Annotated in this window: 26 protein-coding genes; 12 read left to right on the forward strand and 14 right to left on the reverse strand. The window is 70.4% G+C overall.

Annotated features, from left to right (window positions below; genetic code table 11):
• Window positions 1-39: 39 nt before the first annotated feature.
• The 4 genes from DV20_RS12210 (at window position 40) to DV20_RS12225 (ending at window position 3,613) form a co-directional block, all read left to right on the forward strand.
• Entirely contained in the window at window positions 40-954 is a 915-nt protein-coding gene (locus tag DV20_RS12210; protein WP_051735933.1) for a TIGR03619 family F420-dependent LLM class oxidoreductase, read from the forward strand.
• Between the two features lie 71 nt (window positions 955-1,025).
• A complete protein-coding gene (locus tag DV20_RS12215) occupies window positions 1,026-1,757 on the forward strand; it encodes an SDR family NAD(P)-dependent oxidoreductase (protein WP_043779546.1) in 732 nt (243 codons plus the stop codon).
• A gap of 113 nt (window positions 1,758-1,870) precedes the next feature.
• Entirely contained in the window at window positions 1,871-3,040 is a 1,170-nt protein-coding gene (locus tag DV20_RS43060) for an alpha/beta hydrolase (RefSeq protein ID WP_051735934.1), read from the forward strand.
• A gap of 96 nt (window positions 3,041-3,136) precedes the next feature.
• Complete coding sequence (locus DV20_RS12225) at window positions 3,137-3,613, forward strand: MarR family winged helix-turn-helix transcriptional regulator (protein ID WP_043779548.1); 477 nt, start codon at window positions 3,137-3,139, stop codon at window positions 3,611-3,613.
• A 42-nt stretch (window positions 3,614-3,655) separates the two neighbouring features.
• Here the strand turns inward: DV20_RS12225 and DV20_RS12230 are convergent, their stop codons facing one another.
• From DV20_RS12230 to DV20_RS12260, 7 genes are all read right to left on the reverse strand, one after another.
• A complete protein-coding gene (locus DV20_RS12230) occupies window positions 3,656-4,447 on the reverse strand; it encodes a hypothetical protein (RefSeq protein WP_043779550.1) in 792 nt (263 codons plus the stop codon).
• Between the two features lie 198 nt (window positions 4,448-4,645).
• Window positions 4,646-6,142, reverse strand: coding sequence for an arabinofuranosidase catalytic domain-containing protein (locus DV20_RS12235; RefSeq protein ID WP_043779552.1), 1,497 nt, complete (start codon window positions 6,140-6,142; stop codon window positions 4,646-4,648).
• A 39-nt stretch (window positions 6,143-6,181) separates the two neighbouring features.
• Window positions 6,182-7,129 carry an arabinan endo-1,5-alpha-L-arabinosidase gene (locus DV20_RS12240; RefSeq protein ID WP_043779918.1) on the reverse strand — a complete coding sequence of 316 codons (948 nt, stop codon included), beginning with the start codon at window positions 7,127-7,129 and terminating at the stop codon, window positions 6,182-6,184.
• Window positions 7,130-7,391: 262 nt separating this feature from the next.
• On the reverse strand, window positions 7,392-8,876 hold the full coding sequence (gene arfA / locus DV20_RS12245; RefSeq protein ID WP_043779553.1) for an arabinosylfuranosidase ArfA: 1,485 nt from the start codon (window positions 8,874-8,876) through the stop codon (window positions 7,392-7,394).
• 8 nt (window positions 8,877-8,884) lie between these two features.
• Entirely contained in the window at window positions 8,885-9,736 is an 852-nt protein-coding gene (locus tag DV20_RS12250; RefSeq protein WP_043779554.1) for a carbohydrate ABC transporter permease, read from the reverse strand.
• Window positions 9,733-10,614, reverse strand: coding sequence for a carbohydrate ABC transporter permease (locus tag DV20_RS12255; protein ID WP_043779555.1), 882 nt, complete (start codon window positions 10,612-10,614; stop codon window positions 9,733-9,735). The genes DV20_RS12250 and DV20_RS12255 overlap by 4 nt, the downstream gene beginning before the upstream one ends.
• A gap of 13 nt (window positions 10,615-10,627) precedes the next feature.
• The gene (locus tag DV20_RS12260) at window positions 10,628-11,956 is read right to left on the reverse strand and encodes an ABC transporter substrate-binding protein (protein ID WP_051735935.1); all 1,329 of its coding nucleotides are present in this window, start codon (window positions 11,954-11,956) and stop codon (window positions 10,628-10,630) included.
• Window positions 11,957-12,271: 315 nt separating this feature from the next.
• On the opposite strand from DV20_RS12260, the gene DV20_RS12265 reads away from it, so the two are divergent.
• Together DV20_RS12265 and DV20_RS12270 are read left to right on the forward strand one after the other, a co-directional pair.
• A complete protein-coding gene (locus tag DV20_RS12265) occupies window positions 12,272-13,321 on the forward strand; it encodes a LacI family DNA-binding transcriptional regulator (RefSeq protein ID WP_043779557.1) in 1,050 nt (349 codons plus the stop codon).
• Between the two features lie 115 nt (window positions 13,322-13,436).
• Window positions 13,437-13,607: a hypothetical protein gene (locus tag DV20_RS12270; protein WP_326938479.1), complete on the forward strand. Its 171-nt coding sequence runs from the start codon at window positions 13,437-13,439 to the stop codon at window positions 13,605-13,607.
• A 282-nt stretch (window positions 13,608-13,889) separates the two neighbouring features.
• Here DV20_RS12270 and DV20_RS12275 read toward each other — a convergent pair whose 3' ends face one another.
• Window positions 13,890-14,798 carry an AraC family transcriptional regulator gene (locus DV20_RS12275; RefSeq protein ID WP_043779560.1) on the reverse strand — a complete coding sequence of 303 codons (909 nt, stop codon included), beginning with the start codon at window positions 14,796-14,798 and terminating at the stop codon, window positions 13,890-13,892.
• An 89-nt stretch (window positions 14,799-14,887) separates the two neighbouring features.
• Here DV20_RS12275 and DV20_RS12280 point away from each other — a divergent pair, with 89 nt between their 5' ends.
• The gene (locus DV20_RS12280) at window positions 14,888-15,952 is read left to right on the forward strand and encodes an acyl-CoA dehydrogenase family protein (protein ID WP_043779563.1); all 1,065 of its coding nucleotides are present in this window, start codon (window positions 14,888-14,890) and stop codon (window positions 15,950-15,952) included.
• Between the two features lie 85 nt (window positions 15,953-16,037).
• On the opposite strand, the gene DV20_RS12285 is transcribed toward DV20_RS12280, so the two are convergent.
• Window positions 16,038-17,555 (reverse strand): family 43 glycosylhydrolase, encoded by a 1,518-nt coding sequence (locus tag DV20_RS12285; RefSeq protein ID WP_235190801.1) that lies wholly within the window; start codon window positions 17,553-17,555, stop codon window positions 16,038-16,040.
• Between the two features lie 128 nt (window positions 17,556-17,683).
• Window positions 17,684-18,736: a rhamnogalacturonan acetylesterase gene (locus DV20_RS12290; RefSeq protein ID WP_084093442.1), complete on the reverse strand. Its 1,053-nt coding sequence runs from the start codon at window positions 18,734-18,736 to the stop codon at window positions 17,684-17,686.
• Between the two features lie 741 nt (window positions 18,737-19,477).
• Here DV20_RS12290 and DV20_RS12295 point away from each other — a divergent pair.
• Window positions 19,478-20,887: a BNR repeat-containing protein gene (locus DV20_RS12295; RefSeq protein WP_043779567.1), complete on the forward strand. Its 1,410-nt coding sequence runs from the start codon at window positions 19,478-19,480 to the stop codon at window positions 20,885-20,887.
• A gap of 57 nt (window positions 20,888-20,944) precedes the next feature.
• Here the strand turns inward: DV20_RS12295 and DV20_RS12300 are convergent, their stop codons facing one another.
• Together DV20_RS12300 and DV20_RS12305 are read right to left on the reverse strand one after the other, a co-directional pair.
• Window positions 20,945-21,679 carry an SDR family oxidoreductase gene (locus tag DV20_RS12300; RefSeq protein ID WP_043779569.1) on the reverse strand — a complete coding sequence of 245 codons (735 nt, stop codon included), beginning with the start codon at window positions 21,677-21,679 and terminating at the stop codon, window positions 20,945-20,947.
• 395 nt (window positions 21,680-22,074) lie between these two features.
• Entirely contained in the window at window positions 22,075-22,683 is a 609-nt protein-coding gene (locus tag DV20_RS12305; RefSeq protein ID WP_043779571.1) for a helix-turn-helix domain-containing protein, read from the reverse strand.
• 105 nt (window positions 22,684-22,788) lie between these two features.
• On the opposite strand from DV20_RS12305, the gene DV20_RS12310 reads away from it, so the two are divergent.
• From DV20_RS12310 to DV20_RS12320, 4 genes are all read left to right on the forward strand, one after another.
• Window positions 22,789-24,078, forward strand: coding sequence for an MFS transporter (locus DV20_RS12310; RefSeq protein WP_084093443.1), 1,290 nt, complete (start codon window positions 22,789-22,791; stop codon window positions 24,076-24,078).
• On the forward strand, window positions 24,060-24,197 hold the full coding sequence (locus DV20_RS45485) for a hypothetical protein (protein WP_160169716.1): 138 nt from the start codon (window positions 24,060-24,062) through the stop codon (window positions 24,195-24,197). Before DV20_RS12310 ends, DV20_RS45485 begins: the two co-directional genes overlap by 19 nt.
• Before the next feature lie 60 nt (window positions 24,198-24,257).
• Window positions 24,258-24,995 (forward strand): SDR family NAD(P)-dependent oxidoreductase, encoded by a 738-nt coding sequence (locus DV20_RS12315; RefSeq protein WP_043779573.1) that lies wholly within the window; start codon window positions 24,258-24,260, stop codon window positions 24,993-24,995.
• A 169-nt stretch (window positions 24,996-25,164) separates the two neighbouring features.
• On the forward strand, window positions 25,165-25,473 hold the full coding sequence (locus DV20_RS12320) for a hypothetical protein (RefSeq protein WP_152603686.1): 309 nt from the start codon (window positions 25,165-25,167) through the stop codon (window positions 25,471-25,473).
• 227 nt (window positions 25,474-25,700) lie between these two features.
• Here the strand turns inward: DV20_RS12320 and DV20_RS44860 are convergent, their stop codons facing one another.
• Together DV20_RS44860 and DV20_RS12325 are read right to left on the reverse strand one after the other, a co-directional pair.
• On the reverse strand, window positions 25,701-25,937 hold the full coding sequence (locus DV20_RS44860) for a hypothetical protein (RefSeq protein ID WP_152603687.1): 237 nt from the start codon (window positions 25,935-25,937) through the stop codon (window positions 25,701-25,703).
• A gap of 23 nt (window positions 25,938-25,960) precedes the next feature.
• The gene (locus tag DV20_RS12325; protein WP_051735971.1) at window positions 25,961-26,236 is read right to left on the reverse strand and encodes an Atu4866 domain-containing protein; all 276 of its coding nucleotides are present in this window, start codon (window positions 26,234-26,236) and stop codon (window positions 25,961-25,963) included.
• Window positions 26,237-26,296 lie beyond the last annotated feature (60 nt).

Here is a 26,296-nt window from a genome sequence, read left to right on the forward strand (position 1 = left end):
GACCGCGCAAGCACTCACCCCACCCCAGGAGGAACGTCCGTGAAGCTCGGCATCATGGTGCCCGTGTCCGGCGTCCACGCGTCGCCGTCGACCATCAAGACCGTCGCCCAAGCCGCCGAGCGGCTCGGCTACGACTCGTTGTGGACCTACGAACGGCTGTTGCGCCCGATGGCGCCGCTGCTGCCCGGCCCGGACGGCGACCTGGACCGCATCCCCGAGATCTACCACACCGTTTTCGAGCCACTGGAAACGTTGACCTACATCGCCGCGTTCACCGACCGCATCGCGCTCGGCACCAACATCGTCAACCCGCTGTTCCACGCGCCGGTGGTGCTGGCCCGCAGGTACGCCACCCTCGACCAGCTCAGCGGCGGCCGCGCCATCGCCGGGTTCGGGCAAGGCTGGATGCCCCAGGAGTTCGCGACCGCCGGCGTGCCCATGAAGCGGCGCGGCGCGGGGTTCGACGACGTCATCGCGGCGATCCGCGCGTGCTGGGGACCGGACCCGGTGGAGTACGCGGGCCGCTTCTACTCGATCGAGGCCTCCGAGATCAATCCGAAGCCCGTGCGCGGGGGTATCCCGGTCGTCATCGGCGCGAACACCGACGGCGGCATCGACCGGGCCGCCGCCATCGCCGACGGCATCACGCCGCTGGCCTGGGACCTGGACACGGTGACCGCGCAGGCCGAACGCTTCCGGGCCACCGCCGAACGCCTCGGCCGGAACCCGGCCACCCTCACCGTGACGGCACAGACCAACCACGCCATGCAGCCCAAGCCGATCGGCGACGACCGTCCGTTCCTCGCCGGCTCCCCCCGCCAGCTCGCCGACGACATCGAGCGGGTGCGGGACCGCGGATTCGACGGCGTGCTGTTCGCCATGCCGCCGACCGAGGAGATTCCCGTGCAGATCGAAATGCTCGACGAACTCCGCTCCCTGGTGCCCGCCGAATGAGCCGAGCGGACGGCGGGCCGGCGACGACCAACACCCACCTCTCAACCACGCAGAGCCGGAGGCACGAAACCATGGCACAGCTGGCAGGCAAGGTAGCCGTCATCACCGGCGGATCGGCCGGGATCGGCCTGGCCACCGCACACCGGTTCGTCGCCGAGGGCGCGCGGGTGTTCCTCACCGGCCGGCGCCCCGAGCCGCTCGCCGCCGCGGTCGACGACCTCGGTCCCGCCGCCACCGCCGTGCCCGGCGACGTCACCAGCGCCGAACACCTCGACCGCCTGCACACCGCGGTCGCGGAGCACGGCCAAGGCCTGGACGTGCTCTTCGCCAACGCGGGCGGCGGCGATTTCACCCCGTTCGGCGACGTCACGCCGGAGACCTTCGACGAGGTCATGGCGGGCAGCGCGCGTGGGGTCTACTTCACCGTGCAACGGCTCCTGCCGCTGCTGAACCCGCACGCCTCCGTCATCCTGATGTCCTCCGTCGCCGGCACCCTGGCCGTGCCCGGCCTGAGCCTGTACTCGGCGGCCAAGGCGGCGATCCGGTCCTTCGCCCGCGGGCTGGCCGCCGAACTGGGAGACCGCGGGATCCGCGTGAACGCCATCAGCCCCGGCTACATCCGCACCAGACCCGGGCAAGCCGACGCCGAAGACTTCCAAGCCGCCGGCGCGGCCGCTACCCCGCTGCGCCGCGTCGGACAACCCGAGGAGGTCGCCGCGGCCACCCTGTTCCTCGCCTCCGGCGACAGCAGCTACATCACCGGCACCGAACTGTTCGTCGACGGCGGCCGCACTCAGGTCTGACCCACCGTCCACACGGGCCCGTCTCGCCCACCGGCACCCCGGCTGGAATTAGTCACAATCCATGACTATCATGGATTGTGACTAACCGTGGATCGTGGACTGAGGAGCGGACGATGTCGGTCATCGAGCTGACCACCTTCACCGTGGAACCGGAGCACACGGAGGCGATGCTGGCCGCGCGGCCGGGAATGGTGGCGGCGTTCCGAGAGGACCGGCGCGGCTTCCTCGCCGCCCGCCTGGTCCGCCTCGACGAGCGGACCTGGCTGGATTTCGTCGAGTGGACCGACGACGCCGCGTGGGACGAGTCGAAGGCCAAGGGCGGCAACCTGCCCGCGATCGCGGCCTTCTTCGCGACGATCGGTTCACTGATCGGCGCGGAGCGCGGCGTGCGCTACGACGACGCCGAAGACGGCGCCCGGCGGGTCCGCACCGTCGCCTACGGGCCCGGGCCGTCGCAGGTCGGCGAGCTGTACCTCCCCGGCGGCGACGGCCCGTTCCCCGTCGTGACCGTCCTGCACGGCGGCTACTGGACGGCCATGTGGGACCGCCGCCAGATCACCGACGTCGCCGACGACCTCGTCGCCCGGGGCTATGCGGTGTGGAACGTCGAGTACCGCCGGATCGGCGAGCCGGGCGGTGGTTGGCCGGGCACCTTCCTCGACGTCGCCGCGGCGATCGACGCCCTCGACGGCATGGACCCGGCGCTCGACACCGGCCGCGTCGTGCTGCTCGGCCACTCCGCGGGCGGACACCTGGCAACGTGGGCCGCCCACCGCGGCGCGCTCTCGCCCGAGGCGCCCGGCGCCCACCCGAAGGTCACGCCGATCGGCGTGGTCGAACTGGCCGGCGCGCTCGACCTGCGGGCGGCCGACGCGGCGGGCTTCGGCAAGGTGCTCGCCGACCCGGACGCGGAACCGCCGAAGGACGCGCCCCAGCCGGCCCGGCCCGAAGCGTGGGCGGGAGTCGCGGAGGCGGTCGGCGAAGGGATCGTGCCGCTGCTCGTCGGCGGCCACCTGGCCGACGTGCCCGAGCACTACGCCTGGACCTCTCCCTTGGCGCTGGCCGGCGCCGGCGTCCCGGTCCTCGCCGTGCACGGCACCGCCGACGAAGCCGTGCCCGCCGAGTGGAGCCGCCGCTACGTCGAGAAGGTCGTCGCCGAGGGCGGCACCGCGCGGTACGTCGAGGTCGAGGGCGGTACCCACTTCGACGTCGTCCAGCCCGGCCACCCGGTCTGGCGGGAAGTCACCGGCTGGATCCACGAAACCGTCACCGGACACGCGTGAACCACCAAGAGATCCTGCGCGACGACCTGGGACGTGCACTCGAACGGCGAAGCTGATCGTTAAGCTGTCGGCGGCAAGCAGCGACGAGGAGCGGCGATGGTCACCCGGGCGGAACGCAACGCGACGAACCCCGACCTGGGCGTCCTCGCCGGCCGCCTGCTGTTCGCCGTGCAGCGCGAGCTGTTCTCGACCCTGGCCGAGCGGGGCTTCGACGACCTGAAGCCCCGCCACGGCGCGGTGCTGGCCTACCTCGACCCGGACGGGGTGCGAGCGACCGACCTGTCCAGGCTTTCCGGCCAGCACAAGCAGAACATCGGCATCCTCGTCGACGAACTGGAGTCACTCGGCTACGTCGAGCGGCGCCCCGATCCGCGCGACCGCCGGGCGAAGCTCGTCTGCCCCACCGAGCGCGGGCTGGCCCAGATGCGAACGGCGGACGCGATCATGGCGGCCATCCAGCACCGGCACGCCGAACGCCTCGGCACCGACGACTACGAGCAGTTCAAGCGCCGGCTCATCGAAATCACCGAGTACCAGCGCGCCCGCAACAGCTCCCGCGGCGACACGTACTGACCGGTCGTCCATTCCGTGACCGGCCCGTCCCGGTCGTGCGGACTACGCCGGGTTCTCCGCGACGGCGAGGTAGTCCGTGTAGATCTGCGGTGAGCCGGAGAACGAGGCCAGCTGCTTCCACTCCTCGTACATCTGCTTGGTGTCGCGGTGGGCGGCCGCGAACTCGGCGGCCTCGCCGGTGGCGATGTCGGGCTCGGGGTAGAAGACGTCCAGCGCGTCCAGGCTCGCGATCTCCATCATCATCACGTACTGGTCGAGGCGGTTGCCCCGCTCGCCCTTGAGCACGTGGAACCGCCAGTCCGGGTAGTCGTCGATGCGGTGGTGGTTCTCGGCGATGAAGCGGTCGAACACCTCCTCGGTCACCCCGGCGCGCAACGCCAGGTTGTGGATCCCGATGACCCGGGCGACGGGCTCCTCCCCCGGGCGGTCGCGGTAGCGGGGGCCGGGCGTGACCGTGCTCCGCGGATTGTCGGCCAGCAGCCGGTAGTCGGTGAACAACGTCGGCAGCTCGGCGAACGTGCCCAGCCGCCGCCACCGCGCCAGCACCGCCTCCGCCTCCGGGTGCCGTGCCCAGAACCGCCGGGCCGGCTCGGTCTGCTCACCCCGGGCCGTGACGTAGCGGTCGCGCTGCTCGGCGCTGTCGATCTCGTACAACATCAGGTACTGCCCGGTCCGCTCGCCGCGCAACCCGCGCAGCAGTGTCCACCGCCACCCCGGGTACAGGGGCAGGTGAACGCCTTCAGCACGCACGAAAGTCTCGAACTCCTCCGGCGTGACACCAGCCTCCGTGTCGATGGCGATGTACTGGAAGGTGAACACCGACGAGCGTCCCATTGCGCGTCCAATCCTCGGGCCGGGAAAGGGAGCGCGCGGCCGACATGCACGACTCCCACACCACATCCTGCCCGCTCCCGAGCAACGGCGCCCGCGAGCACGCGCGGGTCCGCAGGGCGGCGGTGACAGCGACGGAGAACGTACGCGCCTTGACCGCCACAGCTGCGGCGCGGTACGTCACCGCGCCGCAGCAGCGGGCTACGACGAGAACGACCAGAGCTGGCAGGTGTTGTTGAGCCACATCCACATCTGCGTCTTCGTGCCGTTGGCCGTGCCGCAGTTCTGGTCGTCGAGGACCATGCCGCTGTTCTCCACCACCAGTTCGTAGCGGCCGTTGCCCGCCGGGATCACCGCCCACTGCTGGCACGTGTTGCCCAGCGACTGCCACAGGTTCGTGGCCGTGCCGAGCGCCAAGCCGCAGTTGACCGCGTCGAGCACCTTGCCCGAATTGACGTTGGTGATGGTCCACTTGTTGGCGCCGACACTGGTGAAGCGCCACTGCTGGCAGGCGTTGTTCAGGTTCTCCCACAGCTGGACCGCGGTGCCGTCGGCGGTGCCGCAGTTCGCCGCGTCGAGCACCTTGCCCGCCGCCAGGTTCGTCAAGCGGTAGCTCGCGCCGTTGACCGGGAACGTGACGCTCTTGGCGTAGCCCACCGAGACGATGTTCGCCTGCACCGAGTTCTCCGTGGCGTCGGAGGGGTAGCCCGACGTCATCACGCCCTCGAAGAACGAGCCGACCGAACCGTTGCTGTTGTCGCCGCCGATGCCAAGGATGATGGCGCCCTGCTTGGTCATCGGCCGGTAGCCGCCCTGCGTCGGCAGGGAGCCGTTCCAGCGGGTCGCCAGACCGCCGGACTGGGCGTTGCCGTCCTTGATCGCGTACGTCGAGGTGCCGTTGTTCTTGGTCACCGCCGTGACGAACGCGCTGCTGCGGCCGGTGTTCGCCGTGTTCGAGCCGTTCCCCCCGGCGAACAGGCCGTTCTCCAGGTCGGCCATCACCTTCGGCGCGGAACCGCTGCACGGTGAGAACCAGCACAGCGTGCCGAAGTAGATGGCGTCCATGTCACCGTTGCCGGTGTCGTTGTTGCTGGTCTCGGCGTTGCCGTAGTCGAAGCAGCAGCGGTCGTTGAAGTGCGTGCCCTCGGTCACCATGTACATGCCCTCGGGTGCGCTGCCGGTGGCGACGCCGTTGGTGTTGTTGTTGCGGTAGCCGTTGCCGGCCGAGATGTAGACCCCGTAGACCTTGTGGCCGCCCGCTGTCACCGGCAGGGCCGCGGCGTTCGCACCCTGGTCCGCGGTCGGGTTGGCGCCGCCGCCCGGGGCTATGGTCAGATCGTTGTGACGCGAGGTCTGGTCGTAGATCCGCACGATCGTGCAGTACGTGCCCGCGCAGAACGAGTCCTGCGTCGCGGCGTTCGCGTACCCGCCGGCGGTGAGCACGCCGATGTTGGCGGTGGCGCCGTCGGACCAGCGGCGTACCTGGTAGAGCGAACCGCCGTAGGAGCCGAACAGCGCGCGGGTGGTGCTGTGCGCGGCGACGCAGGGGGTGCCGCCGGAGGCGTAGATGTCGCACGGCCCGGTGCCGGCGGCCGCGGCGGTGCCCCCGGTACCGGCCAGCGCCGCGCCGGTGAGCAACGCGGCGGCGCCGGCCGCGAGCACCTTCCGCCAGTGGTGACGGAGAACCTGGAACCTCATTGCTGTCTCCTTTCGCGGGCCGGCCGGGCCCGGAGGCGGTCAGTGCAGGTAGGGCCAGCCGGCCGAGTCGAAGGCCAGCAGGTTGATGCCCAGCAGCGACGCGCCGTTGTTCGCGTAGTAGTGGTAGGTCAGGACGTCGCCGTCGTTGTCCGCCAGGACGTCCTGGTGCCCCGGGCCGTGGACGCTGCCCTGGCCGGCGAGGATTTCGGTGCCGCCGCCGGAGGTCATCGCGACACCGTTGCGGTCGGCGTACGGGCCGGTGACGCTGCTGGACCGGCCCACCATCACCCGGTAGGTGCTCGACGCGCCCCGGCAGCACAGGTCGAACGAGACGAACAGGTAGTAGTAGCTCCCGCGCTTGACGATGTTCGGCGCCTCGATCGCGCCGCCGCCGCGCCCGGCGATCGACCGCATCGTGGTGTCCGAGCGCAGACCGGTCGACGGGTTGAGCGCGATCAGCTTGATGCCCGACCAGAACGAACCGAACGAAAGCCACCAGCGGCCCTGGTCGTCCACCACCAGATCGGGGTCGATGGCGTTGAAGTTGTCCGAGGTGCGCGACTCGACCACCAGACCGCGGTTCGTCCACGTCCCGGAGTTGCCGCTCGTGCTGGTGGCCAGGAAGATCGCCGACCGGTTCGACCCGAACGTCGAAGCCGCGTAGTACAGCCAGTACTGGCCGTTGCGGTAGGAGATGTCCGGCGCCCACAGGTTCCGGCTGCCACCCGTGTACGTGCTCGTCCACGAAGCACCGCCCGGGAAGACCGAACCCGCGTTGCGGAAGGCGGTCCGGTCCGTCGACGTCTTCAACGCGATGTCGTTCCCGGTGTGCGCCACCAGGTAGCTGCCGTCAGGTCGCTTGACCATGCTCGGGTCGTGCACGCCGACGTCACCGGTCACCTGCCCCGGCAGCGGATAAGCAGCCGCCTCCGGCGCCATCACCACCGCGAGGGCCAGTGCGATCAGGAGTACCGAAAACCGTTTCATCGATGGGACCACGATGTCCTCGATTCGCAGAATGCCGGCGGCGGTCAATGCCACCGGAAGCACACATCACGATAACGGCGGCGGACAGTGCCGACAAGAAGTAATTGTTATCGCTAACACGAAATGTTCAGGGCATGATTCCCGCGATCCTGGCTGAACACAGGCGCACACTGGGAAAACTCCAAACGGACCATCGCCACAGCGAGAAGAAAGTTACCGAAACTGTTAACGCTAACAGTCTCTGCCGCGCCCGTCACGCGGGTCAAGCGAGCCGCACCGCGGTCCACGACACCGGCGCCAGGACGGTGTGCAAGGTGCCGTCCGCCAGTTCGGCGGGGTGGTGCCGGGGCACGACCCGGTCCGGGTGCGCCGCGGTGTTGGCCGCCGAAGTGTCCGCGTCGTGCAGGGTCCAGGACTCGGCCACCGACACCGCACCGGGCACGGCGACGGTCAGGTCCACCGGCTCGGTGCGGTGCCGGTTCACCGCGAACACCACCGTCTCCCCCGTCGCCGGGTCGTGGGTGGCGACCGCGTCGATCACCGGCACTTCGCCGTAGCGGGCCGTTCCGTACACCGGGGACGCGACCTCCGTGCGCAGCACCTGTCCCCGCGCGAGCCGGGCGGTCAACGCGAACGGGTGGAACGTGGTCTGCCGCCACGCCGGGCCGCCGGGTTCCGTGCGGATGGGGGCGATGACGTTGACCAGCTGCGCCTGGCAGGCGACCGCCACGCGGTCGCTGTGCCGCAGCAGCGAAATCAGGAGGTTCCCGACGACGACGGCGTCGGCGACGTCGTAGGTGTCCTCGAGCAGAGGGGCCGCGGCACGCCACGCCGTCGGCGGATCGGCGTGGAACCGCTTCTGGTACCAGACGTTCCACTCGTCGAAGGACAACCCGATGCGCTTGCCGCTCTTGAGCCGGGCACCCACGGCGTCGGCCGTCGCGACGACGCTGTCGATGAAGTGGTCCATGTCCACGGCCGAGGCGAGGAAACTGCCGACGTCCCCGTCCAGCACCTCGTAGTAGGCGTGGCACGAGATGTGGTCGATCTGGTCGTAGGTCAGCTCGAGCACCGTCGACTCCCACGCGCCGAACGTCGGCATGCCCGAGTTCGAGCTGCCGCACGCGACCAGTTCGAGCCCCGGCTCGGCCTGCCGCAGCGCCCGGGCCGTCTCCGCCGCCAGCCTGCCGTACTCGTGCGCGGTCTTGTGGCCCGTCTGCCACGGGCCGTCCAGCTCGTTGCCGAGGCACCACAGCCGCACCCCGTGCGGTTCCGGAGTGCCGTTCGCGCGCCGCCGGTCGGACAGGTGCGTGCCGCCCGGGTGGTTCAGGTACTCGTGTACGTCGAGGGCTTCCGCGACCCCGCGGGTGCCGAGGTTGACCGCGTACATGATCTCCGCGCCGGCCTTGGCCGCCCACCGGGCGAACTCGTCGATGCCGACCTCGTTGGTCTCGATGGCACGCCACGCGAGGTCGCGGCGCACCGGGCGGTCGGGGCCGACGCCGTCCTCCCACCGGTAACCGGACACGAAGTTGCCGCCCGGGTACCGGACGAGCGTGACCCCCAGCTCCCGTGTCAGGGCGAGCACGTCGCCGCGGAAGCCGTCCTCGTCGGCGGTCGGGTGCCCCGGCTCGTGGATCCCGGTGTACACGCAGCGCCCCAGGTGCTCGACGAACGAGCCGAACGTGCGGCGCCGGACCGGCGCGATGACGAAGTCGGGGCTGAGGACGATGGCGGCACTGAGCACGGGTCTCCCTATCGCAGTGCGCCGGCCGCGGCGCCGCTGCGCCAGAACCGTTGCAGGAGGACGAAAGCGATGACGAGCGGCACGATCGCCAGCAGCGAGCCGGTGACCACGAGGTTGAACAGCACGCGCGTGCCGGCCTCCTGCTGGGCGGTGTTGAACCACGTGGTCAGCCCGACGGTCAGCGGGAAGAGCTCGGCGTCGCTCAGCATCACCAGCGGCAGGAAGTAGTTGTTCCAGGTGGACACGAGCGTGAACAGGAACACCGTGACCAGGACCGGCCGGATCATCGGCACCACCACCCGCCAGAAGATCCGCCACTCGCCCGCCCGGTCGAGGCGGGCCGCGTCGAGCAGCTCGGCCGGCACGCTTTCGGCCACGTACACCCGGACCAGGTAGGTGCCGAACGGGCTGAGCAGCGACGGCAGGATCACCGCCCACATCGTGTTGACCACGCCGGCGTGGGAGAGGATCAGGTAGGTCGGCAGTACCAGCGCCGTCGCGGGCACCATGATCATGCCGAGCAGCGCGGTTTCGAAGAACCGCTTCCCCCAGAAGGAAAACCGGGAGAGGCCGTAGCCCGCGAGCGCGGCGAGCACGGTCGCACCCGCCGCGCTCGCACCCGAGTACACCGCGGTGTTGGCGAGCCAGTGGCCGTAGACCCCGCCGTCCTCGCGGAACAACTGCGTGAGGTTGTCGAACAGGCTGAAGCCGTCGAACCACAGTGCCGGGCTGGAGAGCAGGGCGGACTGGCTCTTGGTCGCGGCGATCACGATCCACAGCAGCGGAACGAGGAAGTACAGCATGCCCGCCGCCATGAGCACGTGCGGTACCCGCGTCTTCGGCGCCACCAGCGGCCTCATGACAGCCTCCGCTTCCTCGTCAGCAGCACGAACGCGTACGCGGCGACGAACACCACGAAGCCGAGTGCGAAGGAGATCGCGGCCGAGTAGTGGAAGTCGGAGTAGGCGAAAGCCTGGTTGTAGGCGTAGAGGTTCGGGGTGTACCCGGCGGAGATCTGCGGCGCGAACCGGGACATCACGTAGGGCTCGACGAAGAACTGCATGGTGCCGATCACCGTGAAGATCGCGGCGAGCCCGATCGCCTGCCGGATCGCGGGCACCTTGATCCGCACCGCGATCTGCACCTGGGACGCGCCGTCGATCAGCGCCGCCTCGTACGTCTCCCGCGGCACACCCTGCAACGCCGAGTAGAGGACGATCATGTTGTAGCCGGTCCACGCCCACGTCACGATGTTGCCGAGCGACAGGAGCAGCAGGTCCGTCGAGAAGAAGTCGACCGGTTCGCCGCCCACCACCGCCGGCAGGCCGGCGAACGGGCCGAACGTCCGGCTGTAGAGGAAGCCCCACATGAGCGCGCCGAGGACGGCGGGCACCGCGTAGGGCATGAACGCGATGAGCCGGAAGGCGATCGCGAACCTCGTGGTGACCGCGTCGAGCGTGAGCGCCCCGGCGAGCGCGATCCCGAGCATGACCGGAATCTGCACCGCGCCGAACACGACCACGCGACCGACGCCGTCCAGCAGCACCGGATCGGTGAAGGCCCGGGTGTAGTTGGCGAACCCGGTGAAGCGTTCGCCGAGCGCGAGGCTCTTGCTGGACAGGCTGAGCCAGAACGCGTACCCGAGCGGTACGACGAGGAACGCCACCACCACGAGGAAGAACGGGAGGACGAACAACGCTCCGGCGAACGGGTGGCCGGTCGTGTGCTTGCGTCGCACGGGGTCTCCTCGGCTACCGGCTGACCGTGAAGCCCTGTTTCTCGGCGTAGTCCACGACGTTGGCTTGCGTCGTGGCGAGCACCGTGTTCCACTTCCGCTTCCCCGAGACGGCTTCCGCGCACCGGTCGAGCAGGTCGCCGAACACGAAGTCCTGGAACGGGGTGTACTCGAAGTCGCCCAGTTTCTCCGACACCGGCACGAAGATCTCGTTGACCTTCTGGCCGGCGAAGAAGTCGTACGCCTTGCCGGTGAACGCCGGGTCGGCCGCCACGTCCTTGGCCAGCGGGTAGAGGAACGCCTTGGTGAGGCCGATGTCCCAGGCCTGCTTCGACTTGCCGAACAGCTCCCGCGCCACCACGGTGGCGGCCTTGGGGTTCTTCGCCTGTTTGGTGACCGTGAACGTCGATCCGCCCCAGTCTCCTTGGGCGTCCTCGCCCTTGGTCCACTGCGGCATCGGCGCGACCGCCCACTTGCCCGCCGTGCTCTTCAGCGAGCCCGCGACGTAGCCGGGGGTCCATCCCGCGGCCGCCCACGTCCAGTACTTGCCGGAGTCGAGGGCCGCGGCCGCGTCGGCGGTGAAGAACGGATCAGCCGCCATGAGCCGGCGGTCGACGAGGTCGCCGTAGAACTCGATGACCTTCTCGCACGCCGGGTTGGTCAGGTCGATCTTCACCTGGTCGCGTGCCTTGGCCGGCGAGTAGCCGTAGGGACGGCAACCCGCCTGCCACATCAGGCCGTTGAGCCAGCCGCCGTCGCTGCCGAAACTCGCGATGAACGCGGTGGGGTCGGCCGCCTTCATCTTCTCCGCGGCGGCCGCGTACTCGGCCCAGGTGGCCGGCACCGGGATCGCGTACTTGTCGAAGAGGTCCTTGCGGTACATCAGCGCCATCGGCCCGCCGTCGACGGGGATGGCGTAGACCTTGTCGCCGTCGGTCGACTGCTGCCAGGCCCAGTCCACGTACCGGCCCTTGTCCTCGCCGGCGCCGTACTGCGCCATGTCGACGAGCGCGTCGAGGATGAGGAACGTGGGGATCTGCTGGAACTCCACCATCGCGACGTCCGGAGCTCCGGTGCCCGCCGTGAAGGCGGTCTTCAGCTTGGCGTACTGGTCGGGGCCGGTGCCGACGTTCGTCCAGTCGACCTGGATGTCGGGGTGGGCGGCGTTGAACGCGTCGACCACGCCCTTGAACTCGGGGTACCACGCCCACACCGACACGCGCACGGGGCCGCCGGTGCCGCCGCCGGTGCCGCTGTCGGAACCGCCGCTGCACGCCGCGACCGCCAGCAGGCCGCCGACGGCGAGCACGGAGACGACCTTGCGCAACGCGTTGAAGCCGAGCATGTGACCGCGCCTTTCCGCGAGCTCACGGCGGGCTGAGGACTGTCACGGAACGCGAACTTCCGATGGCGCGCCGAGCCGGGAGCGAAGGGCAGGGACCGAACGGTGTCGCGCGCCACGGCCGGCGGTCTGCAGGGAACCGACCGTGGCTGCCGCCGTGGCACCGGGATTTTGCTGCGCTGCAAAGAGTATGAACGCCGTTTTGCCGCGCTGCAAGCCCCTGTTTCCCCGACCCGTGCGGGCGGTCCGGGTTGTCGCTGGCACAGACGGCCGTGCACACTTCTCCGGGAGCGGATTCGTCCAGCGAAGGAGCACGTCATGCGCGATGCCACTCTGCGTGACGTCGCCCTGCTGGCGGGGGTGTCCGCCCGGACGGTCTCCAACGTCGTGAACGGCTACGCCCGCGTGTCGGAGCGCACCCGGGAGAAGGTCGAGCGGGCGCTGCTCGAGCTGAACTACCGGCCGAACGTGCTGGCCCGCAACCTCGCCCGCGGCCGGTCCGGGCAGATCGCGGTCGTCGTGCCCTACCTCGACACGCCGTACTTCGCCGAGCTGCTCCAGGCGATCATCCCGAGGGCGCGCGAGCACGGGTACAACGTCCTCATCGACCAGACCGACGGCGACGCGGCGCACGAACGCGAGCTGATCAGCCGCGGCGCCCGCGCGTTCCTGTTCGACGGGATGATCTTCTCGCCACTGGGGCTGGCGCAGGAGGACCTCGTCGAGATCGACCCGGACCTGCCGCTGGTGGTCCTCGGGGAACGGGTGTCCAACGGCGTGTTCGACCACGTCGGTATCGACGACGTGGAGGCGTCGCGGGCCGCCACCGCGCACCTGATCGGCCTCGGCCGCCGGCGCATCGCGGCGATCGGCGACCAGCCCTACCCCACGGGCGAGGCCGCGCAGCTGCGCACCCGCGGCTACCGCCAGGCGCACGCGGACGCCGGCCTGCCCGTCGACGAGTCGCTGATCATCCCGACCCCCCGGTTCAACCGCGCCGACGGCTCGGGCGCCATGCGCGCCCTCCTCGGCCGCGAGGACCCGCCGGACGCCGTCTTCTGCTACAGCGATCTCGTCGCCTTGGGGGCGCTCCACACCGCTTTGGAGCTCGGCCGCCGGGTGCCGGAGGACGTCGCCCTGATCGGCTACGACGACATCGAAGAGGGCCGCTACTCGAACCCCACGATCAGCACGATCTCCCCGGACAAGGTCGCCATCGCGGCAACGGCGGTCGAGCGCCTGCTGAGGCGCATCGGCGACGACGAGCCGATGCCCGGCATCGAGGTGCGCGCCGAACACCGGCTCATCCCCAGGGAAAGCACGGTCGGGAAGCCCTTCGCGGCCCGCCCGCACCTCGGCGGCACGTGAGGGCGGGCCGTCGACGACGTCGCCGCGCGCGCCGCCGGGCCGAACTCACCCCCCCGGCCTGCCGTGGCGGTCCAGGACGCCAAGAGCTCGGCGTCCCGGCCCGGACGAACCAGCTGTGACCGGCCTCGGACACCGGTTCACGGCCGACTCGGTCGGCCGCGCGCTCGACCTGGTCGGCGAGCGGTGGAGCCTGCTCATCCTGCGTGAGACGTTCTTCGGCCTGCGCCGCTACGCGAGTTCGCGCGCAACCTGTCCATCCCGCGCCCGACGCTGTCCGCGCGGCTGAAGACCCTCGTCGACGCCGGAGTGCCGGAGCGCGTCGACCCGGTGCCCGAGTACGTGCGAACCGGGCTCGGCGGTATAGACCACGAGGGTGAGCCCCGGTTCGGCCGCCATCGCCATCGCCTCCTACGAGGAGGTGGCCTCCCCCACGCCGGGTGAGAAAAGCGTTTCACGCCCCTTCCGTGCCGACGGACGTCGAGGGCGCCCCAGCGGCCGCGGAACCCGGGAGAACGAGGCGGACGTGTCCGGGCCGCCCGGCGGGTTCGAGGTCGAAGCCGCAGGCCGGTCAGCGGACGTCGGCGGCGGCCGGGGTGGACGCGGCACTGCGGAACCGTCCCGGTGACACGCCGTACTCGCGGCGGAAGGCCGCCGAGAAGGCGAACTCGGTCGAGTACCCGACCTGCGGGGCGATGCTGGCCAGCGAGGCGTCGGTTTCCCGGAGCAGCCGGGCGGCGCGGCCGAGCCGCCAGCCGGTCAGGTAGCTCATCGGCGGCCGGCCCACCGCGGTGGTGAACGACCTCGAAAAGGCGGTGCGGGGCATCCCCGCGACCTCGCTCAGCCGACCCACCGTCCACGGCCGGTGCGGGTTCTGGTGGATCTCGCGCAGTGCGGCCGCGATCCCCGGGTGGGCGGGTTCCGGCCACCCGGCCGCGGTGGTGTCCTGGTCGTGCCACTGCCGCAGCACCTGGACGAGGATCAGGTCCAGCAGCGCCCGCCGCGTCGCGCCGGAGCCCGGCTCGGCCGCGGAGACGGCGGCGGAGAGGAGGTCGATCAGGGATCGCAGCTGCGGGTGGTGGTCGTAGTCCGGCGACAGGGCGATGAGGTCGGGCAGCGTGCGCAGGTACTGGGGGGCGTGGCCGTGGTCGAGCCGGTAGGCCCCGCACAGGAATTCGAAGGCCGCGGGTTCCGGCACCGGCGGGTGCGCGCCCGGCTCGACGAGCGGGAGGTCCCGCAGCGCGCGGGGGGTCTGGCTGAGCCCGTGCTCGGCGCCGGACGAGGTGAGCACGATGTCGCCCGGCCGCAGGGGCACGGGCTCGCCGTGGCCGATCAGCCAGCAGGTGCCGCGCGTGATGATGTGGAACCCGCTGCCGTCGAACGCGGCGAAGCGCAGGCCCGCCGACGGCGGCTGCCTGATCAGGCGTGCGCCGGCGCTCCCGACCCGCACGCTGCGGATCACCTCGCTGATCAGGTCCATACCCGCGATCTTAACGACGCACAACCGCGTATGAACCGGTGCCGGACGCGCATGGCACGACGCGCACGACCGGTGATTGAGTCGACGGAGTGATCGAATACCCGAACGCCGGAACCATTGACGTCCTGCGCGCCCAAGCCGGGAAAGTGGAAGAGAACGAGCGGCCGGCCGGCGAAGGCTTGGCCGCCCTGCGCGAGGACGGCGTCTTCGCCTGGCGGACTCCGCAGGAGTACGGCGGGGAATGGGCGGACGCCGAGACCGTCGCGCGACGGCTCACCGGTCTCGGCCGGGCCTGCCCGTCCACCGCGTGGGTGGCCGGGACGTGCGTCACCTCGAAGAACCTCGCCGCCCGCACCTTCGCCGGTTCCGCGACGCCGGGCTTCTTCGCCGATCCGGACGCGCTGTTCTGCGGTTCGGGGGTTCCCGGCGCGCGGGGTGCACAGGTGCCGGAAGGGGTGCGCGTCACCGGGCGCTGGCCGAACGTCTCGGGCGGTGAGGACGCGGCTTGGGCCACGCTGGCGGTGCTGGTTGACGGCGAGTTCTCCTTCGCGCTGGTGCCGACGGCCGAACTCGTCGTCGAGCGGACCTGGGCCATGGCGGGCATGCGCGGCACCGGCAGCCACACCTTGGTCGCCGAGGGTGTCCTGGTGCCGGCCGGGCGCATCGCGGCGGCGGCGCCCTTTCCCCTCGGGGACGCGATGCTGTACGCCATCACGGTGCTCGGCCCGGTGGTGGGGGCCGCCCAAGGGGCACTGGACGCCGTCAAGGCGATGTTCGCCTCGGACCGCAAACCGTTCACGACCGCGTACTCGCGCATGGGCGAGTCTCCGGGGGCCCGCCATTGGCTGGCAGAGGCCGGCTACCTCGTGGACCGCGCCGAGAAGACGATGCTCGAGGTCGCCCGCGAGGCGGGCTCGGCCGAGTTGTCCCCTGCGGACGGTCCGCGGCTGCGCATGTCTCTCGCGGACGCCGGCCGGGACTGCCGGTCCGCCGTCGAGCGGATGCTCGACCTGCACGGCGCGAGCGGGTTCGCCACGTCGAACGTCCTTCAGCGCTTCTGGCGGGACGTCGCCGTCGGCAGCAGGCACCCGCACCTCAACCCGTACCTCGCGGTGGAGAACCTCGGCGCGGCGCTCGTTCCGGCGGATCACTGACCAGATCCCCCGGCGCGAGGCGAGGATCCGGTGCCGCCGCCGGGTGCGTTCACCGCCCGGCGGCGGCACCGTGCCGCACACCCGGCTAGCCCTGCACCAAGCTGAAGTCGTCGACGTTCACCCAGTTGCCCGCGTTCGCGTCGGAAAACACGCCCACCTGGATCGACCCGTTGGTCACCGTGATGCCGGAGATCGTCACCTTCGTCCAGCTGCCGATCGACCGGTTGATCGACGAGCTCAGCTCGCTCCCTCCGAAGTTCTTCGCGAAGATGGTCGCTTTCTTCTGGCCGCCGCTGCTCTTGACCCACGCCGACAGCGTGTACGTCCCGTTCGGCAGCGAAATGTTCTGGTACCGCGAGGCGTTGTACGCCGACGACGAACTCTGCGCGAACGCCCAGCGCCCGGTGTACCCACCCTGCTTGTTGCTGTTCACGTTGCCGCCGGAGACGGTCCAGCCGGCGAGGTCGTTCTGCGCCACCCGGTCGGCCTCCGCACTCGGGTTCAGCACGTGGTTGTTGCCGCTGCCGACCGACCACGTGCCCGCGGCCGCGTCGACGTTCCACTGGCTCAGCGAGTGGAACACCGGCGTCGTGCCGGTGAACGTCACCGGCAGCCACTGGTTGTAGCCGATGCCGTTGCCCGCGAAGTCGCTCCAGCGGTCGCCGCCGAACATCACGAACGACCCCTGCGATCCGGTCACCGTGAAGGCCAGGCCGGTCTGCGTCACGTGCGAGAAGTCGGCGTCCGTGCCCTGCATCACGAACTCCGGGGAGTACCCGCTCGAGACCTTCTTCGACGTGTTGCAGTACGTGTGGGACGCGTTCCAGCCGTGCAGGTCCGAGGAACAGAAGTAGTACGTCCCGTCGTACTTGAACATGACGTTGCCTTCACGCCCGCCCGCGGAGCTGTTGTAGATGTTCACGGCGGGTTCGACCTGCAGGTAGTCCGACGGCCGCAGCGCCGCCACGTACAGGTGCGACCGGCCGCTCTTGTTGCTGAAGGCCAGGTACGCCTTGCCGTCGTCGTCGACGAAGACCGACTGGTCACCGGACATCCCGGTGGTGACGTTGGCGATGTTCGACTGGGTGGCCGCCCGGGTGAAGTGGCCGTTCGGCGTGCTGCTCGTCCCGAACACCAGCTCGCTGTTGAGCTGGGAGATCAGCACGTACTTGCCCGTGTTGGGGTTGCGCGCCACCCCGATCCGGCCGACCCAGCCCGCTCCCCCGAGGTCCGAGGCGGTCATCGCGTTGCCTTCGAACTTCCAGTTGGCCAGATCGGTGGACGAATAGATCGTGATCGCGCTCAGGGAAGTGTTGCTGTTCTTCCCGGCGGAGGGGTTGTTGTAGTACGTGACCGCGCCGTTGTACTTCGCCCCGTACCAGTAGTACGTGTTGCCGACCTTCAGCACACCTCCGCCCTGGGAATAGATCGGGTTCCCGGCGGTGTCCTTCCAGAACACGTCGTTCTGTATCGTGGCCGCCGCGGCCACCCGCGGCGCCGGAGTCGCCGCGGTGGCACTGGCCGAGCCGCCGACCGGCGTCAGCGCCAGCACCAGCGGAACCAGGGCCGAGACGATCATTCGCTTGGAAACCTGTATCACCATTTCGCATCCTTCCCGTTGCACGGCGATCCGACGTGGTTGCGGTTGTTGTTCCGGGGCACTCCCTTGACTTCCAGGCCGTTGAGGTGCGTCTGGCCGGCACGGCTCATTCGTTCACTCCAGTGTTCGGTTCAGCGGAGGTAGCCGGCGAGGGAGAGGTTCTTTTCGCGGATGCCCTGCACGACGAGGTTCGCCATCTGCGTCGCGCCGTACACCGAGAAGTGCGTGTTGTCCTTGACGCCGTCGGTGGCCTCGGTGAGGTAGAGCTTCTGCGAGGCGGACGGGCCGAGGGACTCCACCAGGGCCTTGCTCTTGGCCGTCAGGTCGATCACCGGCACGTTCGCGCTGCCGCCCAGCGCCCGGGTCACCGCGGGCAGGTCCACACCCTGGCCGTTGACGTGCAACGCGGTCGACGTCAGCTTGTTCCCGCTGAACTGCCGTCGCACCGGTGGCGTCACCAGCACCGGCACCCCACCACGCTCCCGCACCCCGTCGACCAGCTTGGCCAGGTTGTCCCGGAACGCCGTCGCCGTCGTCTGCTTGTCGTTGTGCCCGAACTGGATGAACACCGGATCCCCGCTCTTGACCAACGGCTTCATCCGCGGGAACAACGCACTGTTGGACAAGAAGCTCCCCGAGCTCTCCCCGGAGTCCGAGTAGTTCGCGACCACGGCACCGTTGCGGACACTCGCCGGCAACTCCTGGCCCCACCCCGTCCACGGCGCGAGCATCTGGTCACACACCGTCGAGTCCCCGGCCAAGTACGCCACCAGCGGTGCCGCGGCCGCGGTCACCGTCAACGAGGTGATCGCCGGTGCGCTGCCCCCGAACGTGATGTCCAGCCCCGGCGTGCCGGTGCCGCCCTGGCCGGTGGGCTGTCCCTCCGGATCGCGTACGTTGACCGTGACGGTCGTGGGGACGACCTGGCCCGCGCTCGTCGGGACGGCGTTCAGAATCTGCCGGCGTGCCTCCACCGACATCGACGTGTTCGCCGCCTTCGAGGAGCTGCCGAGCCCGACGGCGACGTCGTAGTTGCCCGGCGAGACGTCGAAGTGGCACTTGATCGGCGCCGTCCCCGAACACTGCGGGGGCAACGCCGACGGCGCTGCCCCCGCCGACGGAACGGGCGCCAGGGCGACGACCGCCATCCCGGCCAGAACGACGGCGTGGCGTTTGAGGGACATGGATTCTCCTGTCGGATTTGCCGTGTACTGATAGCGGGGCCCGCTTGACGAACGTTCACAACCAGCTACGAGATTCATCGAACGAATGTCGTCGCCGCCTGTGCACGTTCACGGATGACCACGTTTGACAGGCTTGAAAAACCCGGTGATGCGAGCAGACCGTGCGACTGTCGGCGATTGGATCGTGCCCGCCGGAGGAGGAGATGATTTCGGGCAGCGGCGGGCGCGAACGTCCGGGCGGGGCCGGGCCGGCGATCCCCGAAGCTTCATCGCTTCCTCCGTCGCAGTGATGCCTGTCACCTTCGGTCCGGGCCGCAGCGAGCGTCAACCACTTACGTCCGAATCGATCAAAAACGGTCACAAACGAAGGCTGCCGCCCACCTTCGGCGGCACGCGGCCGCGCCGGCGACCGGCGGTCGAATCCTTCGAACCGGTGGCCGACAGGGGTAGCACCACCGGCACTGGGCCGGTTGACCGAATGTTCGACCATGGCGCTGGCAAATCGGAACATCGGTGCACCGGCCTCTTGTGCTCGGCGCTTGAAAGCGCTTTCCTAGGAGCGCGATGTCGCGCGCCTGGCACCACCTGCGCCTACTCCTCGGCCCGGCAGGTCTACAACGAAATCAAGTGGTCCAAGGCGTTCCTCACCTTGCCGAGCTGACCCCGCCGCGGCGCCGGAGCGGTTGACGGCGGTCAGGCCCGGGGTCACACTGTTTGCGTTAACACCACGAAAGGGTCTTCATGGCAACGAAGAAAGCGCCTTCCCGCGTTCTCGGTGTGCTGGCGGCCGCTGTGCTGCCCCTGGTGCCCGCCACGCCCGCGGAAGCGGCCGTGTCCGTGGTCAAGATCGCCGACACCCAGCTCGACGCGAAGGCGCTGTACTTCGTCTCCTACGACGGGCTGGTGAACAACGACTCGTTCCAGCAGAGCGGCATCTTCAGCTACGCGGGCTACCAGTACGCGGCGTGGTACACCGCGGACCGCAGCGCGGTGCTCGCGCGGCGCGCCGGCGCCGAGGCGTGGCAGACCGTCGTGCTGCCGCACAAGCTGACCGTGAACGACTCGCACAACGTCATTTCGATGGGTGTCTCGCCGGAGGACGGCCGGCTGCACGTGGCCATGGACACCCACGGCAACCAGGTCTACTACGCCGAATCGGTCGCGGGCCTGGTGTCCGCGCCCGCCTCGCACGCTTGGACGTCGTCGGCCTTCGGGCCGGTGCAGCGCACGCTCGACGGCGTCGACCTCGGCGCCATCACCTATCCGCAGTTCGTGGTCACGCCGGAGCGCCGGCTGCAGCTCAGCTACCGCACCGGCGTCTCCGGCAACGGCGTCAACGAACTCGCGGAGTACAGCGCGGGCAGCTGGCGCAAGCTCGGGAAGTGGTCGTCGGCGACCGGCTCGTGGAAGTCCGGCAACGGCGTGACCAGCACGACGCGCAACATGTACCTGCACGGCATCACCTACGGCCCGGGAGGGCGGCTGCACGCCACCTTCACCTGGCGCGAAGGCGATTCCGGGGTGCTGTGCAACGCCGGCGGGCTGGCCAACCACGACACCGGCTACGTCTACAGCGACGACCGCGGCCGGACCTGGCGGAACAACTCCGGCGCGGTCGTCGCGACGACGGGCGGCACGCCGGTGTCGGTGTCCTCGCCGGGCACGGTCGTCGACCCGCTCGGCGTCGACCACGCGCTGATGAACCAGGAGAGCCAGGCCGTCGACTCCGCGGGACAGCCGCACGCGGTGATCAGCTACGTGCCCGGCCGGTTCACCCAGTGCGTCACCAACTACGCCGCGCAGCGCAAGCAGTACGGCCGGACCTTCTTCCTCAGCCGGGCGGCCGACGGCAGCTGGACCAAGCGCGAGGTGCCGGTCGCCCCGGAGTCCACCCAGCGGACGAAGCTGGTGTTCGACCGCGACGACAACGCCTACCTCGTGATGCCGTACGGGCGGATCGTCGCGGCGACCAAGGCGAGCGGCTGGACCGACTGGAAGACCGTCTACCGCCCGGACCTGAACGCCTTCGGCGAGGTCGACGTCGACGACTCGCGCCTGGCCACCGACGGCGTGCTCTCCGTGATGTACCAGCAGGTGTCGAGCGGGACGACGCCCTCGCCGATCCGGGTGGCCGACTTCCGCCTGGGCTGAGACCCGATCGACCGTGATCACGGTCGTATCCAGGACGTCGGCAGGTCCGGACCCCCGTCATGTCCCGAGCCCGCTTCCCCCGCCGACGACGATGTTCTCGCCGGTGACGTAGCTCGCGGCGCCGGACGCCAAGAACGCGACGACCTCGGCGACTTCCTGAGCGGTCCCGAGTCTCCCGAAGGGAATCCGGGGGGCGATGCGCTCGGCGACCTCCTCGGGCGGCATCCCGGCCTTCGTCCAGATCGGGGTCTCGATGGCTCCGGGACTGACCGCGTTGACGCGGATCCGCCGCGGAGCCAGTTCGACGGCCAGCGAGGGAACCATCGCCAGCAGGGCGCCCCGGCTGGCGGCGGTGACGCTGCCGCCGGCCAGCCCGCGGGTCACGCCGATGCCCACGGTGAAGATCACCGAAGCCCCTTCGGTGAGCAACGGGAGAGTTCGCTGCAGGGTGAAGAACTGCCCCTTGGCGTTGGTGTCCATCAGGTCGTCGAAGGTGGCCTCGTCGACCGCGTCGACCGGGGCCGGGCGGCTGATCCCGGCGTTCAGGAAAAGCGTGCCGAGCGAGCCGAAGCGCGTTCGGACCTCCTGCGCGACCCGGTCCGCGTCGGACACCGACCGCGCGTCCGCCTGCAGGACGACGACGTCCGCGGGCAGCGTCCTCCTCGCCGACGCCAAGGTTTCGGGGTTGCGGCCGGTCACCATCACCCGGTGGCCCCGCCGGTGCAGCAGCTCGGCCGTGGCTTTCCCGATTCCGCTGGTTCCACCGGTGATCAGCGCGGCAGGTGCAGGCATGGGTGTACTCCAGTCAACGGGAATGGGGGACGGCTGTGACGCCCACTATGGGTGCCGCTCCCGCTCCGGCGCCAATGAAAGGTGCACATCCACCGATGCCGCGGGCGCATCACCGCAGGCCGGCCCGCCTGCCGGGGCCAGGTCCTGCGCTCCGCCGGACACGCCGTGGCGCGCGCCCGCGCGGTGTCGCGGTCGCGTCGGCTACACCATGAACCTGGTCGTCACCCCGGTCGTGGCCGAGCTGCGCCGTCGTCATCCCGGAGCCGGTCACTCGCTTCTCGGGACCGACTACTGGTACGCCGCCCCGCACCGACGCACCGGGAAGCGTGGCGGCACCGCCGGCCCGACGCGTTCATCGCCGTCCCACCGGGTGCGGACGTGCCGGGCTCGCCGTTTCACTCGGTACCCGTGGTGGTGCGCTTGGGCGGTACTGTCCGCGCCCGGAGGTGCGCGCGCTCGCCCTGGCGTCCCAGGAGGCTGAGGATTTCGACGGGGTGCTCGTCGGCGTTGCCGAACCAGTGGGGGGTGCGGGTGTCGAATTCGGCGGCTTCGCCGGGGCCCATGATCAGGTCGTTGTCGCCCAGGATCAGGCGCAGGCGCCCGTCGAGGACGTAGAGCCACTCGTAACCCTCGTGGCTGGCCTGCTCGGGCTCGGGTGAGCGCATCCTGGGCGAGATGATCAACTTGTAGGCCTGCAGGCTTCCGGCCCGCCGGGTCAGCGGCAGCATGGTCATGCCGTGGCGGGTGACCGGTTCGAGGTGCAGGCGGGGGTCGCCGGTCTGCGGCGCCCCGATGAGCTCGCCGATGTCCACGCGCAGCTCGCGCGCCAGGGGAAGCAGGAGTTCCAGGGTCGGGCGGCGCTGACCTGTTTCCAGGCGGGAGAGCGTACTGAGGGAGATCCCGGTGGCCTGCGCCAGGGAGGTGAGCGACAGGTTGCGCTGCGAACGCAGCCCCTTCAGGCGGGGGCCGACGGCAGCCATCGTCGACTCGGTCTCGTGATCCATCCCCCAACCTTGCCACCGCGGCAAGGATCTTTGCCTGCCGGCCGGGGTGGGCCCACTGTGTCATCAGGTACCCGATCGAAGGATGACGCAGACAGGAGATGAGCGATGACCAGGGGTAGCTCGCCCACCGCGCCGCCGCCGGTGCGCGTCCGACGCGGTTCGGCGGCGTCGGCCGTGGTGATCCTGGTGCTGACGCAGCTGATGTTCGTCGTGGACACCTCCATCGTGCAAGTGGCCCTGCCCGACATCGGCCGCGACCTGGGCTTCTCCAGTGCCGGCCTGTCCTGGGTCGTCACGGCCTACGCGGCGAGCTTCGGCGGGCTGGTTCTGCTGAGCGGCCGGGTCGGTTCCATGATCGGACCCCGTCGCGCCCTCGTCCTCGGTGTGACGGTCTTCGTGATCGCCTCGGTTGCCGGAGGTCTGGCCACCTCGGCGTGGTTCCTGGTGGCCGCCCGCACCTTTCAGGGTGTCGGGGCCGCGGTGGCCGCGCCCAGCGTGATGGTGCTGCTCATGGGCATCACCGCTCCCGGCCCGCAGCGCTCACGCGCGATGGCGATGTTCGTCCTCGCCGTCGGCGCCGGCGCCGCGGTGGGTCTGCTCGCGGGCGGGGTGCTCACGCAGACACTGGGGTGGGAATGGGTGATGTTCGTCAACGCCCCGATCGGTGTCCTGGTCCTGTTCGGCGCCATGCGCACGCTGCCCGAGATGGAACGCAGGCGCACCGCCCCGGACGTCGGCGGAGCCGCTGCCTCGATCCTGGCGATGGTGGCTTCGGTCTTCGCTTTCACCTCCGCCGCCGACCGGGGCTGGACCAGCCCGCTGGTGCCAGGCGCGTTCGCCGTCGCCGCGCTGTCGGTGGTGGTGCTGGTGGTGTGTGAGCGCAGGCATCCGCACCCGGTGCTGCCGCTGGGGCTCTTCTCCTCCATGCGCAGCGCGGGCCCGCTGTTGTCCATGCTGGTCATCCCGGCCGGCCAGGTCGGCTTCCTGTTCTTCACCACGCTGCTGACCCAGCGCGTCCTCGGCTTCAGCCCGGTCCGGACCGGCCTCGCGCTGGTGCCCTTCACGCTCGGGCTGATCGCCGTCAACCAGCTCACTCCGCGGCTGCTGCCGCGTCGGGGCGAACGGGTGATCGGCATCGCCGGCCTTTCCGGCCTGGTGCTGGCATCGCCTGGATCGCCCTGGTGGCCGCGGACGCCGGCCAGGACACCTCGATCGTCACCGTGCTGCTGCCCTCGGTCCTGCTCGGCGCGGGCGCGGGCGCCACCTTCGCACCGGTCACCGCCGTCATCATGCACCAGGCGCCCGCCGAGCACATCGGCGCTGCCGCCGGCCTCAACCAGGGACTGCAACAGCTGGGCGGCGGAATGGGCCTGGCCGTGCTCACCAGCGTCCTGACCGCCACCGGCGGCCTGGACCACGGCCTGGGCGCGACCCTGCTGGCCACCGCCGCCTTCCCGCTGGCCGGCCTGATCCTCTTCGGCGTGTGGGGCCGCCGTATCCCCGGCACCGCGTGATCCGCGCGTCCGGACCCCGCTGGACAACCCGCACCGCACCACAGAGAAAGAAGCACATCCATGAGCAACGACCTCGCCCGGCAGACCGCCCTGGTCACCGGCGCCACCGCGGGCATCGGCCGCGCCACCGCCCTGGCCCTGGCCGCACGCGGCGCCGACATCATCGTCCACGGTCGTGACGGGGAACGCGCCGCCGGCACCCTCCGGCAGATCGAGGCCCTGGGCGCCACTGCCCGCTTCGAACCCGCGGACCTGTCGCACCCCGCGGAGGTGATCGCCCTCGCCGAACGCGCCGGGGACGTCGACATCCTGATCAACAACGCGGGCATCTTCCGCTTCGCCCGCACCGGCGACACCGACCCGGCCACCTTCGACGCCCACATCGCCGTCAACCTGCGCGCCCCCTTCCTCCTCGTCCAGGCCCTCGCCCCGGGCATGGCCGGACGCGGCCACGGCGCCATCGTCAACATCAGCAGCGGCGCCGCCACCACCCCCGGCCTCGGCAGCGGCATCTACGGCGCCACCAAAGCAGCCCTCGAATCCCTCACCCGGGTCTGGGCCGCCGAATACGGCCCCGACGGCGTCCGGGTCAACGCCGTCGCCGCGGGTCCCACCCGCACCGAAGGCACCGCCGTCCACGGCGACGCCTTCGAATCCGCCGGTCAGGCCGTCGCCCTCAAACGCCTCGCCCATCCCGAGGAGATCGCCGAAGCCGTCGCCTTCATGGCATCGCCGGGCGCCGGCTACGTCAACGGCGCCGTCCTCAGCGCCATGGGCGGCCAGCCCGCCCTCGGATAGCGCCGCACGGTGCCCGACCGCATCGCTGAACAGTCAGCCATCCGCGCCACCGCGCTGCCCCGAATGCCGCAACGACCTCGGGGCAGCGCGGTGCTCCACGACCGGCGAGGGACGCCTCGTCGACGGAGCCGCAGACCAAGCCTGCCGCGTACGGTGCATCGGCGGTCCCGTGCGCTTCACCGACGCCGGTCCGATCCGGGCCCACGAGGGGCCGGCCGGTTACCATCGGCCGGTGTCGAATCCGAGTGAAGACAACACGGCGCACCTGGCACGGGTGCTGCAGGAGATCGAGCACGCTGCCGAGCAAGCCGCCGGATCGCTGAACGAACGAGACCGCCTCGTAGCGGAAGCCAAGGCACTCGGGGGAAGCCATCGCCAGATCGCGTCGCGCGCCGACCTCTCCCACGCCGCGGATGTACAGCCGATCAAGCAGCAGATCACCCCGGCTGCCCGCGAGCCCCTCCTGGACGCTGATTGATCCATCGCGTGGGGCCTGGGGTACGCGAAGCCGCCGGCGACCAGCGCCTTCTCCTACCCCCGCCGCACGAATCGATGTCCCGGCCGCGGTGGTGGACCAACCTGCGAGGACCGGCGACGCCGGCCACCGGTGGTCGTCCCGATCGGCGGGGTCGACCGGAGCCGCCACCACCGCCGCTTGCGTGGCGATGACCCGGCGGCGCGGTGCGGGAGACCGCACAGGCACCGTCATGGTCCACTGTGGACAAAAGGAGCCCACAGCCGGGGTGCGTCGGGGTACTCGTCGCGGGGTTCGCGGGTGACCCGGTGCAGCGCGGACGGCCCACCGGGCTGCCCGGCGGCGTGCAGCGGCAGCATGCCGAGCAGCCCGGTCGGGATCCACCACAGCCGGGGCAGCGCCGCGCCCGCGGCGGGCGGTGTCCGAGGGCGCGCGGCACCGGGGCGGTGGTCGTTTCCCACAACCACGCCAGCAGCGCCGTGCTGGGCGGCTATCGCTCGCGGTGCAGGACGAGGTGCTCGTGGTAGAGGATGCCGTCCCGGACGTCGCCGGTGGCGGTGAAGCCCAGGTCGTCGGCGTAGTCGAGGTGGGTTCCGGTGACGGTGTAGCGGCCGGTGTAGGCGCGCTTGCGGCCGTCGCGTTCCTCCTCGTAGCGGCCGTTGGGGAGCAGCTCCTGGCGGATGCGGCCGTCGGCCGTGACCCACATGCCGACGTACGGGTGCGGGTCGGTGCCGGGGGTGGCTTTGGCGAGCACGGTGGCCGTCATCGCCAGGAGGAACAGCTGGAGCTTGAACACGGTTCCGGGGCCTTTCGGACGGTGCCGTCG

Source organism: Amycolatopsis rifamycinica (assembly GCF_000695625.1).
Lineage (GTDB): Bacteria > Actinomycetota > Actinomycetes > Mycobacteriales > Pseudonocardiaceae > Amycolatopsis > Amycolatopsis rifamycinica.